Source organism: Zoogloea sp. LCSB751, assembly GCF_002028455.1.
GTDB lineage: Bacteria > Pseudomonadota > Gammaproteobacteria > Burkholderiales > Rhodocyclaceae > Zoogloea.
This window is the reverse complement of record NZ_MWUM01000018.1, coordinates 79,045-94,573: the sequence shown is the minus strand read 5'-3', so window position 1 is coordinate 94,573 and position 15,529 is coordinate 79,045. Positions and strand designations below refer to the sequence as shown.

Sequence of the window (15,529 nt, the reverse complement as noted above, 5' to 3'; positions counted from 1 at the left end):
AGAACACGAAAGGACACGACCATGCTCGACGCCAATATCAAGACCCAGCTCAAGGCCTACCTCGAGAAGCTCCAGCGCCCGATCGAGGTGGTCGCTTCCCTCGATGGCAGCGCCAAGGCGCAGGAACTGCGCGGCCTGCTCGTCGATATCGCCGAACTGTCCGACAAGGTCACGCTGCGCGACGACGGCACCCACGCGCTGCGCCCGTCCTTCGGCGTGGCGGTGCCGGGCGAGGTGCCGCGCATCCACTTCGCCGGCATCCCGATGGGGCATGAGTTCACCTCGCTGATCCTCGCGCTGCTGCAGACCGGCGGCCATCCGCCCAAGGTGGAGCCGGCGGTGATCGAGCAGATCAAGGCCTTGCCGGGCCGCTTCGAGTTCGAGACCTTCATTTCCCTGTCCTGCCACAACTGCCCGGACGTGGTGCAGGCCCTCAACCTGATGGCCGTGCTCAACCCGGGCGTGACCAGCACGATGATCGACGGTGCGCTGTTCCAGGATCTGGTGAATGAGCGCCGCATCATGGCCGTGCCGACGGTCTTCCTCAACGGCCAGGAATTCGGCCAGGGCCGCATGACCATCGAGGAGATCGTCGCCAAGCTCGACACCGGCGCGGCGGCCCGTGCGGCGGAAGAGATTGCCGCCAAGGACGCCTTCGACGTGCTCGTTATCGGCGGTGGCCCGGCCGGCGCGGCGGCGGCGATCTATGCGGCGCGCAAGGGCATCCGCACCGGCGTGGTGGCGGAGCGCTTCGGCGGCCAGGTGATGGACACCCTCGGCATCGAGAACTTCATTTCCGTGAAGGAGACCGAAGGGCCCAAGCTCGCCGCCGCGCTTGAGCAGCACGTGAAGCAGTACGAGGTGGACGTGATGAACCTGCAGCGCGCCACCAAGCTGATTCCGGGCAAGGTGGTCGAGGTGCAGCTCGAGAACGGCGCGTCCCTGAAGGGCAAGACGGTGATCCTGTCCACCGGTGCCCGCTGGCGCGAGATGAACGTGCCCGGCGAGAAGGAGTACAAGGCCAAGGGCGTGTGCTTCTGCCCGCACTGCGACGGCCCGCTGTTCAAGGGCAAGCGCGTGGCGGTGATCGGCGGCGGCAACTCCGGTGTCGAGGCGGCCATCGACCTGGCCGGCATCGTTTCCCACGTGACCCTGCTCGAATTCGCCGACCAGTTGCGTGCCGATGCGGTGCTGCAGACCAAACTCAACAGCTTGCCCAACGTGACGGTGATTACCCAGGCACAAACCACCGAAGTGACCGGCGATGGCCAGAAGGTGAACGGCATCCGTTTCAAGGACCACGTCAGCGGTGAGGAGAAGCTGGTGGAGCTCGAAGGCATCTTCGTGCAGATCGGTCTGTTGCCGAACACCGACTGGCTCAAGGGCACGGTCGAGCTGTCGGACCGAGGCGAGATTATCGTCGATGCCAAGGGCCAGACCTCGGTGCCGGGCGTCTTCGCGGCCGGCGACTGCACCACGGTGCCGTACAAGCAGATCGTCATCGCGATGGGCGAGGGTGCCAAGGCCTCCCTCAGCGCCTTCGATCACCTGATCCGCAGTTCGGTCGCCTGAATGTGAAACGGCCGCCGGGGTTCCGGCGGCCGCTTGAGCAGATTGATCAGAGCCGGAGCCACAAGCTCCGGCTTTTTTCTGCGTGCCCGGTTCAGGTGTTCAGAGCAGGCGTTCAGGCCGGTGGCAGGATCGCCGGGTAATCGCCGTAGCCGTCCGGCCACGGGGTCAGCACTTCGAAGCCCGTGTCGGTGACGGCGACCATGTGCTCCCACTGGGCCGACAGGGAGCGGTCCTTGGTGACCACCGTCCAGCCGTCCGGCAGCTGGCGGGTGGCGGCGCGGCCGGCGTTGATCATCGGTTCGATGGTGAACACCATGCCGGGTTCGAGGCGCAGGCCTTGACCCGGATTGCCGTAATGCAGGACTTGCGGCTCGTCGTGATAGATGTCGCCGATGCCGTGGCCGCAGTACTCCCGGACTATGCTGAAGCCTTCCCGGTGGGCGACGCTCTGGATCGCATGGCCGACGTCGCCCAGGGTGGCGCCGGGGCGCACCTGATGGATGCCGGCGACCATCGCCTCGTAGGTGGTGCGGACCAGCCGCCGCGCGAGGATGCCGGGTTCGCCGACGCAGTACATGCGGCTGGTGTCGCCGAACCAGCCGTCCTTGATGACGGCCACGTCGATATTGACGATGTCGCCGTTCTTCAGCTTCTTGTCCGACGGAATGCCGTGGCAGATCACGTGATTGACCGACGCGCAGACCGTTTTGGGGTAGCCGTGGTAGCCAATGTTGGCGGGGATGGCCTGGAGTTCATCGACGATGTAGTCGTGGCACAGGCGGTCGAGCTCGTCGGTCGTGACGCCGGGTTTGACGTGCTCACCGATCATCCGCAGCACATCGGCAGCCAGGCCGCCGGCGTGGCGGGCCAGGGCGATCTCGTCCGCGCTGCGGATGGGGACCTGTTTCAGGGCTCTCATGCTGCGGCACCTCCTGCTTCGGCGACCAGGCCGTTTGCGTCGAGGGCTTGCTGTTCGGTCTGGATCAGCAGCTGACAGATCTCGCCGTAGTGCAGGTTGGGGTTCAGCTCGGCCAGCATGCCGATGCGCAGCCAGTGCTCGGCCTGGGCATTGATGGAGCGGCTCAGCGCGCCGCTGGTCAGACGCAGGTTCTCGTGCATCTGCTCGGAAATTTTGACGATTCCCATGGCTTGGATCTCTAATATATGGTTTGTATACGTTTCATATATTATCAGCTTTCCGGCCTGTGCGCCCGTTGTTGGACGCACACCGAACGGACCGGAAGCAGACCCGCCTATCGGATAGGGCAGGGCGCGTGTTTGCGCGTCAGCCGCTGTGCCTCAGTGCCCGAAGACGTCGGCGTTCAGCATCGTCGGATCGGGCCGGTCCAGCGTATCGAGGGCGGCGATTTCGGCGTCCGACAGCGTGAAGTCGAACAGCGCCAGGTTCTGGGCCAGACGGACCGGGTTGGCGGACTTGGGCGTGGTTACGATGCCTTGCTGGACGATCCAGCGCAGGATGATCTGCGCGGCGGTCCGGCCGTGGGCTTCGGCGATGCTGGTGATTACCGGATCGGCGAGCATTGCATTGCCGCAGCCGAGAGGCCGCCAGGCGCCGGTGGTGATGCCGCGTTCCTTATGGATGGCGAGCAGATCGTCGCGGCGGTGATAGGGATCGAGCTGGATCTGGTTGTGGTGGGGCACCAGGCCGGCATCGAAGAGGCGCTGCAGGTGGTCAGGCTTGAAGTTGGACGTCCCGATGGCGCGGACCAGGCCGGCCTCCAGCAGCTTGACCAGACCGTGGAAGGCGTCCACATAGCGGTCCTGGTCCGAGTTCGGCCAGTGGATCAGCAGCAGGTCGATGTAATCGACGCCCAGCCGTTTCAGGCTGGCTTCGCAGGCTTCCCGCGCGCCGGCAACGCTGTGCCACTGGCGGTTGAACTTGGTGGTGAGGAAGATCTCGTCGCGGGGGATGCCCGAGCGTCGAATCCCTTCTCCGACACCTTTCTCGTTACCGTAATTTTCCGCCGTGTCGATCAGCCGGTAGCCGAGGCCGATGGCTTCGGCGACGGTGTGGGCGGCTTCCTGGTCGTTCATCGGCCAGGTGCCGAGGCCGAGGAGTGGCATGGCGACGCCGTTGGCGAGGGTGAGGGTTGGGGCAAGGGTGGTCTGCTGTGTCATGAAGGATTCCTGGCGTGTCTTGTTGGTCGTTTTAAGGAACGGATCGCCCCGTGCTGCGGGGCTCTGCATTGGAGCACCTTCGTCCGCCGATGTTCCGTGAATTGTCGAATCCCGCCAGGACGGGGACTTCAGGCGCCGTAGCCCCGTTCTCCGCCGCAGGGTATTTCAAGGCGCCACAGCGCAACCAGCAGTTCGAGTTCTCGGGCCGCGTCAAAATCGGGCTCGGTGCGCGGCTTGACCCGATCGACCACCTCGAAGACGAAGCTGGCTTCGCCATGGGCCTTCCAGTCTTCGAGCAACTGCGGGTCGCGGTGTTTGCCCTGTCGCAGTTCGAAAACATGCCGGTTGAGCGCGCCCTGGACATTGGCGCTGCCGGCCACCAAGGCGCGGCCGGTGACGAGGTTCCGTACGGCGTAGACGCCGGCACGACTGGGTACGTCCAGGTATTGTTGTTTCAACATGCGTTTTGCTGTGCGTTCTACGGTCATTGCGCGTCTCCGCAAAGGTTCGTCGGGCCTGTCGGGGGCCATCAGGCTTCGTCATCGAAAGCCAGGTGGAGGGCGTGGTTGCGCAGATCCGCTGGCCAGGTATCGGTGCGTTGCATGAATGCAGCCCGGTCGTCCGCGAACAGGGCACGGGCAGTCTCCTCGAAACCGGGCAGGTCGCCAGCCAATGCAGACATGAAGTGATAGGCGCGTTCCTGGGCCTGGCGGCGGACGTCCTGCCCGGAGCTGGCCCGGCGTGCTTCGTCCACCAGCTTGCGCAGGGTGACCGACGCACCGCCAGGTTGGGACGTGAGCCAGTCCCAGTGGCGGGGCAGCAGCGTGACTTCGCGGGCGACGACGCCCAGCCGGGGCCGGCCTCGGCCGCGGGCTTCGAGGCTTGGTTCCGGTTCGGACGTGGCGGGAGCCGTGCTCAACAGTAGGCGGGCGAGCACTTCCGCATCGCTGCCGCGGAGGTCGATATCCACGAGCCTGCCCGTGCTGTCATCGAAGGTGAGCACGGTGCCGCTCCCATCGGCTTCGAGCGCCCGCTTGGCGGCCAGGGCGTTGTCCTGCAGGCTGCCGCCAGCGATGCGTTGCGGGCCGTCGAAGGTGGTGTAGGTCGTGGGGCGGGATGAGGACATGGTCGGGCTGGATGAGTTGGTCTGTCCTTAATATTACCCGGGTTAAAATTAATTGCAAATAAAATCCGGGTATAAATAAACGACGTCGCTCATCCCACTATTGGCCATGTGCTTGGCGGCCTGTCGGCAGGCTAGGTATCGCGGGCAGGGGCCTCCGCGACGAAGCGATAACCGACACCCGGTTCAGTGACGATGTGGTCCGGGTCGGTGGGGTCGTCCTCGATCTTCTTGCGCAGATGCCCCATGTAGACCCGCACGTAGTGGGCATCCTCCGTGTGGGATGGGCCCCACACGGCTTTCAGCAGCTGCCGGTGGGTCAGCACGCAGTCCGGGTTGGACACCACATAGGCGAGGAGGCGGAACTCGATGGGGGTCAGGTGCACCGGCACACCATTTTTCTCGACAAGGCGCTTGCCCAGGTCGACCTTGACCGTTCCGAAGCTCACCTGGCTCTGCCCGCTGCTGCCGGATTTGTAGCGCCGTCGCAGGTGGGCGCGCACGCGGGCCAGCAACTCGGCGGCGCCAAAGGGCTTGGTCAGATAGTCGTCGGCGCCGGCGTCGAGGGCGGCGACTTTCTCGGTCTCGGCGGTCCGGGCCGACAGCACGATGATCGGGATCTCCGACCAGGTGCGCAGCTCGCGGATCAGCTCGATGCCATCCCCGTCCGGCAGGCCCAGGTCGAGGATCAGCAGGTCCGGCTTGCGGGTGCCGGCTTCGATGAGGCCGCGTTTGACACCATCGGCCTCATGGACTTCGCAGCCTTCGGTTTCCAGGGCCAGGCGCACGAAGCGGCGCAGTTGGGCTTCGTCCTCGACGACGATGACGCGGGGGCTCGGCTCGGGCATGGCGGTCTTCCTTTCGATACATCAGGGGGCGCGGTCGTCCTCGTCCTCGACGAGGACAGGCGGTGTGCCGATGGGTAGCGTGAATACGAAGCAGGCGCCGCCCTGGCTGCTCCGGCGGGCGTGCATGCCGCCGCCGTGGGCCTCGACGATGGCCCGGCAGATCGCCAGGCCGAGGCCGACGCCCGGCGTGCTGCTTTCCTGCTCGCCGCGCTCGAATTTCTTGAACAGGTTTTCCTCGCGTCCGGCGGGCAGGCCAGGACCGTCGTCTTCGACGCGGATCTCCATGTGCTGCGCCGTTGCGTGGGCCCGGATCCAGATGTGGCTGCCGGCCGGAGTGTACTTGGCGGCGTTCTCGAGCAGATTGCAGAACACCCTTTGCATCAGTACCGAATCCACTTCCACGAGGGGCAGATCCTCGTCCAGCTCGACCCGGACCTGATGCCCGGCGAGGATCGGGCGCAGGCTCTTGAGGGCGCTGCCGACGACTTCCTCCAGCGGCTGCCACTGGCGGTTGAGCTGGATGCGGCCGGCCTGCAGGCGGGCCATGTCGAGGAGGTTGTCTACCTGGGCATTGATGCGCAGGGCCTGCTCGCGCAGCTGGCGGGAGATGCCGGCCTGGGCTGCAGTGGGCGGCGGCTGGGTCAGGAACATGGAGTCGGCCAGGCCGATCAGTACGCTGAGCGGGGTGCGCAGGTCGTGGGAGATGGCCGACAGCAGGGAGTTGCGCAGCCTTTCGGATTCCATCTGAACGGTGGTGTGCTGGGCGACATCCACATAATGGACGCGCTCCAGCGCGATGGCGATCAGGGACGCGAAGGTGTCCAGCAAGCGGCGCTGTTCGGGTTCCAGCAGGCGGCCAGGGTCGCGCAGTTCGAGGGCCAGCACGCCGCGCAGGCGCATCGGTGCCTTGAGGGGCAGATAGAGCAATGGGCTGGCCGGTAGGGTGTCGGTGCCCTGGCCCGCAGCCTCCGCGTGGTCGAAGGCCCATTGGGCGACGCCGGGGTCGATCTCTGGCAGGCCGGCTGACGCGAACAGCGGAGCCGCCAGGCGGTCCGCCTCATCGGCGAGCACGAACGCGGCGCGGGCGCCCATCTCTGCCACCAGGAAACGTTCCCCTATCTCGGCGATCTGATCAGGCAGCAGCGCACCGGACAGATCGCGGGACATCTCGTAAAGGGCCCGCATGCGGTTCTCGCGGCTACCGGCCACATGGGCCTGATGTTTGTAGCCAGCGGTGAGCTGACCGATCACCAGGCCGACCACCAGCATCACGGCGAAGGTCATCAGGTACTGGACATCGCTGACAGCGAAGGACAGGCGCGGCGGGACGAAGAAGAAGTCGAAGATCGCCACGCTGAGGAAGGACGCCAGCACGGCCGGTCCGCGCCCCAGGCGGACAGCCACCAGCACCACCGCCAGCAGGAAGACCATCACGATGTTGGCCAGGTCCACCAGGGCATGGAGCGGCATCGCGATGAGGCCAGCGAGGCTGCAGGCCGCGGCACTCAGTGCGTAGGCACGCCATGTCGTGCTGGCGCTGCCGGCGGTTGCCACGGCTGGAGGCTCTGCGTCGGGAAGCGTGTGTTCGGTGCGGGCCACCTGGATCACGTCCAGGTCGGGGGCGAGGCGGCCGATGCGTTCGGCGATGCCGCGCTCCCAGAAGCGCCAGCGCCGTGGCGCGCCCTGGCCGACCATCAGGCGGGAGAGGTTGTGGGTGCGGGCATAGCGCACGGCTTCCGTCTCCACCTGGGCGCCGGCGAGGGTGGCCGTGGTGGCACCCAGGTCCTGGGCCAGCCTCAGGGTCTTCAGTGTCCGGTCACGGGCGGCGGCGGGCAGGCGCTGGCGCTCGGGCGTCTCGATGTATACCGCGTGCCACGGGGCTTCGAGGCGCCCGGCGAGGCGGGCGGCGCTGCGCACGATCTTCTCGCTGCCGCTTTCCGGGCCGATGCAGGCGAGCAAGGCGTCCTGGGTCTGCCAGACCGGCGACACGCACTTGTCGCGCCGGTACTGCTGGACGTCCTCGTCCACCCGGTCGGCGGTGCGGCGCAGGGCCAGTTCGCGCAGTGCCAGCAGGTTACCCTTGCGGAAGAAGTTGCGGATCGCCCGTTCCGCCTGGTTGGGCAGGTACACCTTGCCTTCCCGCAGGCGCTGCAGCAGTTCGTCCGGCGGCAGGTCCACCAGGACGACCTCGTCAGCCTCGTCGAAAATCCGGTCCGGCACTGTTTCCCACACGCGGATCCCGGCAATGCCGCTGACCACATCATTGAGGCTTTCCAGATGCTGGACGTTTACCGTCGAATACACGTCGATGCCGGCTGCCAGCAGCTCCTCCACGTCCTGCCAGCGCTTGGGATGGCGGGAGCCGGCCACGTTGGTGTGGGCCAGCTCGTCCACCAGGATCAGGGTGGGCTTGAGCTCCAGTGCCCGGTCCAGGTCGAACTCCGTCAGCACCCTCTCCCGGTAGGGAATCTGGCGGGGTGGAATGCGGGCGATGCCGTCGGCCATCGCCTCGGTTTCCATGCGTCCGTGGGTTTCTACGACGCCGATCACCACGTCCACACCCTGGATGAGCTGCTGGCGTGCGGCGGCCAGCATCGCGCAGGTCTTGCCGACCCCGGCGCTGGCGCCGAAGAAGATCTTCAGGCGGCCCCGCCGGGCGCGGGCCTCGTCGGCTTGTAGGCGGGCCAGCAGGGCGTCCGGGTCGGGGCGGTCGGCGGGGGTAGACATGGCTAGGGTTCCGTCCGTTTGAAGACGCGGCCCAGGGCGGTCCATTTGGCTTCGCGGGGGAGACGCTCGTCGGAGAGTGCCTCAAGGAAGTCCGACAGGCGCTTGGAGCGGGCTACCGCGAACAGCACCAGGGTCAGCGTGCTGGCACTCACCAGCCCTAGCTGGACCAGCTTGTAGGTACCGGGCACCTCGGGAAAATTGAACAGGTTCATGCCGAAGTAGCCGGTGACCACCGTGGCGATCAGGCCGAAGATGGTCACCACGGTCAGGCGCAGCACGGTGCCGGACTGGCGGCGCTGGCTGTCGCTGTCCAGGTAGGCGCTCATCTCGCGCATCTGGTCCTTTACGTGGCCGAACAACTCGTCGTTGCGCAGCAGGCGCGTGGTGCGCTGGAACAGGGCCTGCACCAGCCCCTGCTCGGAAACCTCGTGGAACCAGTAGCGGTGGGTGAAGCGCAGGAAAGCCTCGAAGGATTGGCGGATGCGACGCTTGAAGCGGCGCACGGATTCGCTGTTGCGGATGTCGAGCTCATTCACCGCGCTGGCCAGCCCGTCGGAAAAGGACAGCAGCGCGGCGCGATGGAAATGGGCGATCAGGAAGACCAGGAAATACTGGTGGCGGAAGCGCGCCAGGAAGCCGTGCTCGGGATCGCGGAAGTAGTCGGAGCCGGCTTCGCCCACCAGCACCAGGGCGTTGCCGGTGCAGATGAAGCGGCTGTTGGGGCCGTCGTCGGAATCGGTCCAGAAGCGGTCCTCGCAGTGCAGGCGCTCGAAGCGGATCACTGCCGGGTCCTTGGCCGGCACCGGGTCGCGGGACGGCAGGTTGGCCACGAAGCCGATGCGGATGAAGTCCTCGCGGCTGAGGCTGCGCGGCTCGTCGAGGGCCAGGTAGGCCATCATCGGCATGCGGTAGTACTCGAGCAGCCGGTAGCTCAGATCGCCGTCGCCGCACTCGGCGTCCTGCACCAGCGGGCGTAGCAGGCAGGCCCACAGGGCGCCGACGCAGGGCGTGCGGTGCTCGCAGACGAAGCGCAGGTAGCGTTCCCGTTTCTCCGAGTCGGAGGTGGCGAGTACATGCCCGTCCCGGTCGAGAAGTTCGCTGCGGTGGACGTTGTGCACGCCCTGGCCGCTGCTGTCCCAGCCGGTCGGATAGGCGCGCCCGAAGCGGTAGAGCAGTTCCAGCGCGGTGGCCAGCGGCAGGTCGTCGGCGGCCACCTCCACGTTGAGCATCGCCACGTCGAGATCGAGGAAGAGGTAGAGATCCACGTGGGCGATGCGCAGCGAGATGGGGGCGTCGCCGGGTCTAAGTACGACGTTCAGCCCGGCCACGTCGGTGCGCCGGTACACCGCCATCGGCGCCGAGCGGTTGGGCGGGCCGTCGCCGCTCGCCGAGCGCCCGTCTCCATACAGGAAGCGCTGGACGTAGGGCAGGAAGGCCACGAACTCCTTGTAATGACGCTCCTGGAAGTCGGCCGGGTCGGTGGTGAATTCGTCGTCCACCGGCGCCCAGTGGCCGCTGCCGGTGATCCTCTCGTGGATGCGCGCCACGTTCTCCCCCGTGAAGCCCGGCTTGATCTGGACCGGCCAGACGAGCACGTCGCGGAAATGACGGACCACGTGGTCCGGTTGCGAGAGCATCGCGTCTCCTTTTTTAGGTCTTGTTCTCACGAACGGCGCGCTGGGGCGCGAGACCGCGATTCTCTTCCGTTCGACGAACAACACGCTAGTCCTCGCTCACCTGATGGCGGTCGGACAGGCGTCGGCGCTCCGCGCTTTCAGCCATTTCCGCCAGGATGCGCCGCCGTACCAGCTGGCCGAATACCGCCTTGCAGCTTGGCGAGCAGGTCAGGTTGCGGCGGTGGGCGAGAAGGTGCAGCACACTCGATACCACGTGGCGGGCGCCGCAGACGGGGCAGATGTGCACAGGCATGGCTCACAGGGCCCTTGAAGCGTAGGAGGCCAGACGTGCCGGATGGGCTCCGGGCTTTGCATCGAGGATGTAAACGTTGCACTGGGCTGTCGGACTGATCGCAAGGGCGACGCCGATCGCACCGTCTCCGGCGACGGCCAGGCGCACGGGGCATTCCTGTCCGGCAAGGAATACACGCAAGGTTTCGCGTCCCAGTTGCGAGCCCGGAAAGCCGATGGTGTTGGCAGCATTGTCCGTGCCGGGGGTGGCGACTGCGTATGCGCGGTTCCTGACGACGATGCCGATGCACAGCTCAGCAGGATTGATCTTCATGCTCATCTCCTTCGGTGACAGGGGCCAGGTAATGCTCGCTTTGGGAAAGAACGCCGGCTGCCGCGTCGGGCAGGATCAGCGTGCCGCCGATGAATGGGGTCAGTAGTTCGACCAGAAGAGTTTCAGGGTGTCGGATATCGAGAAGATGGACGGCAGGGATGCCCGCCGCCATTGCGTCGACGATGTGCGCTGGAATGATGGCCAGCGATGCAGCATCGGAAACCGACAGGCGGTGCGCCGGGCGGCCTTCCCGATCCATCGGTGGAGGGCTGTCTCCCAGTACGATCAGCTTCTTGGCCTGCAAGTGCATGGCCAGAGCAGAGGCCAACTGGCTTCCGTCCGTGGGGCAGGCCAAACCATCGGGCGCAACGCCGATCGGACGGATGACGGGCAGTAGCCCGGCATCCAGATACAGGTCGAGCAGCGCTTTGTTGACGGCTCCGGCTTCCAGGCCGGCGTCGCGGCCAAGGGACAGTCTCGCAGGGCGCAATTGCAGCATGCCGTCATCGACGCCGGACAGCCCGGCAGCCCTTGCGCCGTGCCGGTTCAGGAGCGCAACCAGCCGGGTATTGAGGGCACTGGAGCGATGCACGACGATGAGCCGGAGGCCGATCAGCTGGAGCAGCGCGAGGTGGCGGCCGAGGCTGTTCCAGGTGACCGGATCAAGAATGCTGCCGCAGGCATAATCGACCACGAAGAGCTGGTTCCGGCAGGCATGGATGTAGGGCAGCAGTTCGGCCAGCACCTGCGCACGTACGTCGCTTGCAGGTTCGGCCCGGCCTGTGGCCGGGATTGACTCGGTACGCATTACGGATCAGGCCGCGGAGGGCTGCCAGGAACGGAACAGGGCCCTGATTTCGTGCGGGTCGGTGCTGGCATGCAGCGCTTCGCGGAAACGCGGGTCGGTGAACAGGCTGGAGATGCCGGCGAGGATGCCCAGGTGCTCTTCGGTGGCCCGTTCCGGCACCAGCAGCACGACGAAGTCCGTCACAGGCTTGCCGTCCGGCGCGTTGAAGGGCAGCGGCCGTCGTGGTCGGGCGTAGGCAGCATGGGTCTGGCGCAACCCGGCCAGCCGGCCGTGGGGAATCGCCACGCCCTGGCCGAGCGCGGTGGAGCCCAGCGCCTCGCGCTGATCGAGGACTTCGGCCACTGGTACGCGCGCGAGCCCGTGCCAGCGTTGCATGTTCCGGCCGATGGCATCGAACAGCGAGACAGGGTTGGTGACGTCCAGGTCGAGCAGGATGTCTTCCTGAAGCAGGATGTCGGCGAGGGTCAGCATGATCGTGCGTTCCTCCTGTCCGCTCAGAAGCTGCGGGCCACGGACAGCACCGCGATGCCGCGGCCGGCATCGCGGCTGCGCGAACCGTTGGCTGAGCCGTCGCTGGCCATGCTGCTGCTGAAGCAATAGAACTCGCCGTTGCCGCAGCGCCCTTCGGCGGTTGTGCCGACGTAGGCGGCGCCGACGATCCAGCCGGCGAGATCCTTGCTGATGCCGAGCCGCCAGTCGGTGTAACGGCCGTCATAGCGCGAGCCGTCCGCATTCGTGTAAGCGAAGCCGTGCATGAAGAGGCGCCCGACGTGGGCGCCGAACGTGTAGCCCCCGCCCAGGTCATAGGACGCCGACAAGTCCAGGTACCCGGTGCCACGGGTGCCGGGCATGGCGAAATAGTCGGTGACCGCGTGGGAGTACTTCAGCGTGAGGAACTGCCAACTGCCGGCCAAATAGACCTCTCCGTTGTCCACGTTGCCATTGGCCGTGCTGCCGGGACGCCGCTGGTTCACGCTGGGGAAGGCATGGTCGAGGCGCGAGCCGGGGTAGTAGTAGTACAGGCCACCTACGTCGACGCCGAAGTCGCCGAGGGTGGTCTTGTAGCCGCCGTAGAAATCCATCTCGAGGCTGCCTTCGGGATAGCCGGCGCCGCTGCTGACGTTGGAGTTCCAGTTGCCGGCGTAGAAGCCGGACGGGTGGGCATAGTCGAAGCCGCCCTGAACCGCCGGGTGTCCGAAGGTCTGGTCGAGGCCGCGGAAGCGGTAGCTGGAGACGAGCCCGATGTTGGCGGTGAGCGGGGTTGCGGTGGGCGTCGTGCCGTCCGGCTCGGCCTGGGCGGCGAGCGGGCAGGTCGAGATGAACAGCGCGGCGGCGGTGGCAATACGTGTTCTGGCTTGCAGGGAGGACATGGTCGGAGCTTTCTTGTCAGTTCTTGAGCGCGTCGAGCGCGAGGTTGAGTTCCAGCACATTCACGCGGGGTTCGCCGAAGACGCCCCATTGGCGGCCCGCTGTGTGGGCGTCGATGAGCTTCGTCACTTCCGCTTCAGGCAGTCCGTGGGCGCGGGCGACGCGGCCGGCCTGCCATGCGGCGGCGGCCGGGCTGATGTGGGGGTCGAGGCCGCTGGCCGAGGCGGTGACCAGGTCGGCCGGGATCGGGACGTGGTTGGCCGGATCGGCGGCCCGCAGCGCGGCGATGCGGGCCTTCACCGCGTCGGTCAGCGCCGGGTTCAGGGGGCCCAGGTTGGAGCCCGACGATGCGCCGGCGTTGTAGGGCTGCGGGGCTGTGGCCGACGGGCGGCCCCAGAAGTGGGCCGGGTCGCTGAAGTTCTGCCCGATCAGGCGCGAGCCGACCGGTTTGCCGTCCTGCAGGATCAGGCTGCCGGTGGCCTGGTCGGGAAAGGCGAGGTGGGCGATACCGGTCACCGCGACGGGGTAGGCGATGCCGGTCAGTGCGCTGAGCAGCACGAACAGGCTGATGGCGGGGCGCAGCAGGGTTTTCATGGTTCTTCTCCGGTTCAGGCCAGGCCGCTGGCGGCCAGCAGGACGTCGATCAGCTTGATGCCGACGAAGGGCACCAGGATGCCGCCGAGGCCATAGACAGCCAGGTTGCGGCGCAGCAGCGTGGCGGCGCCGAGGGGACGATAGGGCACGCCCTTCAGGGCCAGCGGGATCAGGAAGACGATGATCAGCGCGTTGAAGATCACCGCCGACAGGATCGCCGAGGCCGGGCTGGCGAGCCCCATCACGTTGAGGGCGGCCAGCTGCGGGTAGGTGCCGACGAAGGCTGCAGGGATGATCGCGAAGTACTTGGCGATGTCGTTGGCGATGCTGAAGGTGGTCAGCGAGCCGCGGGTCATCAGCATCTGCTTGCCGGTCTCGACCACCTCGATGAGCTTGGTCGGGTTGGAGTCCAGGTCGACCATGTTGCCGGCCTCCTTGGCGGCTTGCGTCCCCGTGTTCATGGCCACGGCCACGTCGGCCTGGGCAAGGGCCGGGGCGTCGTTGGTGCCGTCGCCGGTCATTGCCACCAGGCGGCCCTCGGCCTGGTACTGGCGGATCAGGGCCAGCTTGGCTTCCGGTGTGGCTTCGGCGAGAAAGTCGTCGACACCGGCTTCGGCGGCGATGGCTGCGGCGGTGACCCGGTTGTCACCGGTCACCATCACGGTCTTGATGCCCATCCGGCGCAGTTCGGCGAAGCGTTCCTTGATGCCGCCCTTGACGATGTCCTTCAGCTCGATGACGCCGAGCACCTGCTTGCCGTCGGCGACCACCAGCGGCGTGCTGCCACGGCGCGCCACCTCGTCCACGCGAGTGGCGACGGCAGCCGGGAAGTGGCCGCCCAGGCCTTCCACGTGGCGGCGGATCGCATCGGCGGCGCCCTTGCGGATCTGCTTGCTACCCAGGTCCACGCCGCTCATGCGGGTCTGCGCCGAGAAGTGGACGAAGTGCGCGTCGAGGGCGTGGATGTCCCGTTCCCGCAGGTTGAACCTCTGCTTGGCGAGCACCACGATGCTGCGCCCTTCCGGCGTTTCGTCGGCGAGGGAGGCGAGCTGGGCGGCGTCCGCCAGTTCGGCCTCGCTCACGCCTTCGGCAGGCAGGAAGGCGGAGGCCTGGCGGTTGCCGAGGGTGATCGTGCCGGTCTTGTCCATCAGCAGCACGTCCACGTCGCCGGCGGCCTCCACCGCCCGGCCGGAGGTGGCGATCACGTTGGCCTGCATCATGCGGCTCATGCCGGCCACGCCGATGGCCGACAGCAGGCCGGCGATGGTGGTCGGGATCAGGCACACCAGCAGGGCGACGAGGACCGTGATGCCGACCGGGCGGCCGGCACCCGACACGTCCACGCTGAACAGGGAGAAGGGTAGCAGCGTTACCGTGACGCCGAGGAAGACGATGGTCAGCGCCACCAGCAGGATGGTCAGGGCGATCTCGTTGGGGGTCTTCTGGCGCTTGGCGCCCTCGACCATCGCGATCATGCGGTCCACGAAGGTTTCGCCGGGGTTGGCGGTCACCCGCATCACGATCCAGTCGGAGAGCACCCGGGTGCCGCCCGTCACCGCCGAGAAGTCGCCGCCGGATTCGCGGATCACCGGTGCTGATTCGCCGGTGATGGCCGATTCGTCCACCGAGGCGACGCCCTCGATCACCTCGCCATCGGCGGGAATCACCGAATGGCCCAGGCCGCCGGCCTCGACGACGACCACGTCGCCCTTGCGCAGGTCGGCGCCCTGGACGAGCTGCCACTTGCCGCCGTAGTGGGGTTCGAGCAGCTTCTTGGCCCAGGTCTCCTTCTTGAGCCCGCGCAGGGACGCGGCCTGGGCCTTGCTGCGACCTTCGGCCAACGCTTCGGCAAAGTTGGCGAACAGCACGGTGAACCACAGCCACAGGGCCACCGCGACGATGAAGCCGGCGGGCGCCTCGCCGTCGCCGATGAGAGCTTGGGCGGCGAGCAGCGTGGTCAGGATGCTGCCGACGTACACCACGAACATCACCGGGTTGCGCCACTGCACGGCCGGGTTGAGTTTGCGGAAGGCCTCGCCGACGGCCGGCAGGGCCAGGGCGGGGTCGAACAGGGTGAAGGTCTTCTTGCTCATGTTGGTCTTCTCCTTG

At 66.8% G+C, this 15,529-nt stretch carries 16 protein-coding genes; 1 reads left to right on the top strand and 15 read right to left on the bottom strand.

Translation table 11 applies throughout. The features are described 5' to 3' along the window. Window positions 1-21: 21 nt before the first annotated feature. Window positions 22-1,572, top strand: a complete 1,551-nt coding sequence (gene ahpF / locus B4920_RS18295; protein ID WP_079436077.1) for an alkyl hydroperoxide reductase subunit F — start codon at window positions 22-24, stop codon at window positions 1,570-1,572. Window positions 1,573-1,684: 112 nt separating this feature from the next. Here the strand turns inward: ahpF and map are convergent, their stop codons facing one another. From map to kdpB, 15 genes are all read right to left on the bottom strand, one after another. After that, window positions 1,685-2,491: a type I methionyl aminopeptidase gene (gene map / locus B4920_RS18290; protein WP_079436076.1), complete on the bottom strand. Its 807-nt coding sequence runs from the start codon at window positions 2,489-2,491 to the stop codon at window positions 1,685-1,687. Then, window positions 2,488-2,718 (bottom strand): ParD-like family protein, encoded by a 231-nt coding sequence (locus B4920_RS18285; protein ID WP_079436075.1) that lies wholly within the window; start codon window positions 2,716-2,718, stop codon window positions 2,488-2,490. Before B4920_RS18285 ends, map begins: the two co-directional genes overlap by 4 nt. 153 nt (window positions 2,719-2,871) lie before the next feature. Then, on the bottom strand, window positions 2,872-3,711 hold the full coding sequence (locus tag B4920_RS18280; RefSeq protein WP_079436074.1) for an aldo/keto reductase: 840 nt from the start codon (window positions 3,709-3,711) through the stop codon (window positions 2,872-2,874). 128 nt (window positions 3,712-3,839) lie between these two features. Next, entirely contained in the window at window positions 3,840-4,172 is a 333-nt protein-coding gene (locus B4920_RS18275; RefSeq protein ID WP_216819943.1) for a GIY-YIG nuclease family protein, read from the bottom strand. A 68-nt stretch (window positions 4,173-4,240) separates the two neighbouring features. Beyond that, complete coding sequence (locus B4920_RS18270) at window positions 4,241-4,837, bottom strand: DUF2239 family protein (protein WP_079436072.1); 597 nt, start codon at window positions 4,835-4,837, stop codon at window positions 4,241-4,243. 131 nt (window positions 4,838-4,968) lie between these two features. Then, window positions 4,969-5,682 carry a two-component system response regulator KdpE gene (kdpE, locus tag B4920_RS18265; protein ID WP_079436071.1) on the bottom strand — a complete coding sequence of 238 codons (714 nt, stop codon included), beginning with the start codon at window positions 5,680-5,682 and terminating at the stop codon, window positions 4,969-4,971. 21 nt (window positions 5,683-5,703) lie between these two features. Beyond that, complete coding sequence (gene kdpD / locus B4920_RS18260; RefSeq protein WP_079436070.1) at window positions 5,704-8,409, bottom strand: two-component system sensor histidine kinase KdpD; 2,706 nt, start codon at window positions 8,407-8,409, stop codon at window positions 5,704-5,706. A gap of 2 nt (window positions 8,410-8,411) precedes the next feature. Further along, window positions 8,412-10,046, bottom strand: a complete 1,635-nt coding sequence (locus tag B4920_RS18255; protein ID WP_079436069.1) for a CorA family divalent cation transporter — start codon at window positions 10,044-10,046, stop codon at window positions 8,412-8,414. Between the two features lie 85 nt (window positions 10,047-10,131). Next, the gene (locus B4920_RS18250) at window positions 10,132-10,338 is read right to left on the bottom strand and encodes a hypothetical protein (protein WP_079436067.1); all 207 of its coding nucleotides are present in this window, start codon (window positions 10,336-10,338) and stop codon (window positions 10,132-10,134) included. A 3-nt stretch (window positions 10,339-10,341) separates the two neighbouring features. Next, window positions 10,342-10,650, bottom strand: coding sequence for a hypothetical protein (locus tag B4920_RS18245; protein WP_079436066.1), 309 nt, complete (start codon window positions 10,648-10,650; stop codon window positions 10,342-10,344). Further along, window positions 10,631-11,458: an acetylglutamate kinase gene (locus tag B4920_RS18240; protein ID WP_079436065.1), complete on the bottom strand. Its 828-nt coding sequence runs from the start codon at window positions 11,456-11,458 to the stop codon at window positions 10,631-10,633. The genes B4920_RS18245 and B4920_RS18240 overlap by 20 nt, the downstream gene beginning before the upstream one ends. A 6-nt stretch (window positions 11,459-11,464) precedes the next feature. Next, window positions 11,465-11,929 carry a PTS sugar transporter subunit IIA gene (locus B4920_RS18235; protein WP_079436063.1) on the bottom strand — a complete coding sequence of 155 codons (465 nt, stop codon included), beginning with the start codon at window positions 11,927-11,929 and terminating at the stop codon, window positions 11,465-11,467. A gap of 23 nt (window positions 11,930-11,952) precedes the next feature. Next, window positions 11,953-12,828 carry a TorF family putative porin gene (locus B4920_RS18230; protein WP_079436062.1) on the bottom strand — a complete coding sequence of 292 codons (876 nt, stop codon included), beginning with the start codon at window positions 12,826-12,828 and terminating at the stop codon, window positions 11,953-11,955. Window positions 12,829-12,844: 16 nt separating this feature from the next. Further along, on the bottom strand, window positions 12,845-13,420 hold the full coding sequence (gene kdpC, locus B4920_RS18225; RefSeq protein WP_079436060.1) for a potassium-transporting ATPase subunit KdpC: 576 nt from the start codon (window positions 13,418-13,420) through the stop codon (window positions 12,845-12,847). Between the two features lie 14 nt (window positions 13,421-13,434). After that, window positions 13,435-15,513 carry a potassium-transporting ATPase subunit KdpB gene (kdpB, locus tag B4920_RS18220; RefSeq protein WP_079436059.1) on the bottom strand — a complete coding sequence of 693 codons (2,079 nt, stop codon included), beginning with the start codon at window positions 15,511-15,513 and terminating at the stop codon, window positions 13,435-13,437. Window positions 15,514-15,529: the final 16 nt, after the last annotated feature.

Coding starts and splice junctions, on each gene's coding strand:
- ahpF (WP_079436077.1), top strand. CDS start 22: ATGCTCGACGCCAATATCAAGACCCAGCTCAAGGCCTACCTCGAGAAG.
- map (WP_079436076.1), bottom strand. CDS start 2,491: ATGAGAGCCCTGAAACAGGTCCCCATCCGCAGCGCGGACGAGATCGCC.
- B4920_RS18285 (WP_079436075.1), bottom strand. CDS start 2,718: ATGGGAATCGTCAAAATTTCCGAGCAGATGCACGAGAACCTGCGTCTG.
- B4920_RS18280 (WP_079436074.1), bottom strand. CDS start 3,711: ATGACACAGCAGACCACCCTTGCCCCAACCCTCACCCTCGCCAACGGC.
- B4920_RS18275 (WP_216819943.1), bottom strand. CDS start 4,172: ATGTTGAAACAACAATACCTGGACGTACCCAGTCGTGCCGGCGTCTAC.
- B4920_RS18270 (WP_079436072.1), bottom strand. CDS start 4,837: ATGTCCTCATCCCGCCCCACGACCTACACCACCTTCGACGGCCCGCAA.
- kdpE (WP_079436071.1), bottom strand. CDS start 5,682: ATGCCCGAGCCGAGCCCCCGCGTCATCGTCGTCGAGGACGAAGCCCAA.
- kdpD (WP_079436070.1), bottom strand. CDS start 8,409: ATGTCTACCCCCGCCGACCGCCCCGACCCGGACGCCCTGCTGGCCCGC.
- B4920_RS18255 (WP_079436069.1), bottom strand. CDS start 10,046: ATGCTCTCGCAACCGGACCACGTGGTCCGTCATTTCCGCGACGTGCTC.
- B4920_RS18250 (WP_079436067.1), bottom strand. CDS start 10,338: ATGCCTGTGCACATCTGCCCCGTCTGCGGCGCCCGCCACGTGGTATCG.
- B4920_RS18245 (WP_079436066.1), bottom strand. CDS start 10,650: ATGAAGATCAATCCTGCTGAGCTGTGCATCGGCATCGTCGTCAGGAAC.
- B4920_RS18240 (WP_079436065.1), bottom strand. CDS start 11,458: ATGCGTACCGAGTCAATCCCGGCCACAGGCCGGGCCGAACCTGCAAGC.
- B4920_RS18235 (WP_079436063.1), bottom strand. CDS start 11,929: ATGCTGACCCTCGCCGACATCCTGCTTCAGGAAGACATCCTGCTCGAC.
- B4920_RS18230 (WP_079436062.1), bottom strand. CDS start 12,828: ATGTCCTCCCTGCAAGCCAGAACACGTATTGCCACCGCCGCCGCGCTG.
- kdpC (WP_079436060.1), bottom strand. CDS start 13,420: ATGAAAACCCTGCTGCGCCCCGCCATCAGCCTGTTCGTGCTGCTCAGC.
- kdpB (WP_079436059.1), bottom strand. CDS start 15,513: ATGAGCAAGAAGACCTTCACCCTGTTCGACCCCGCCCTGGCCCTGCCG.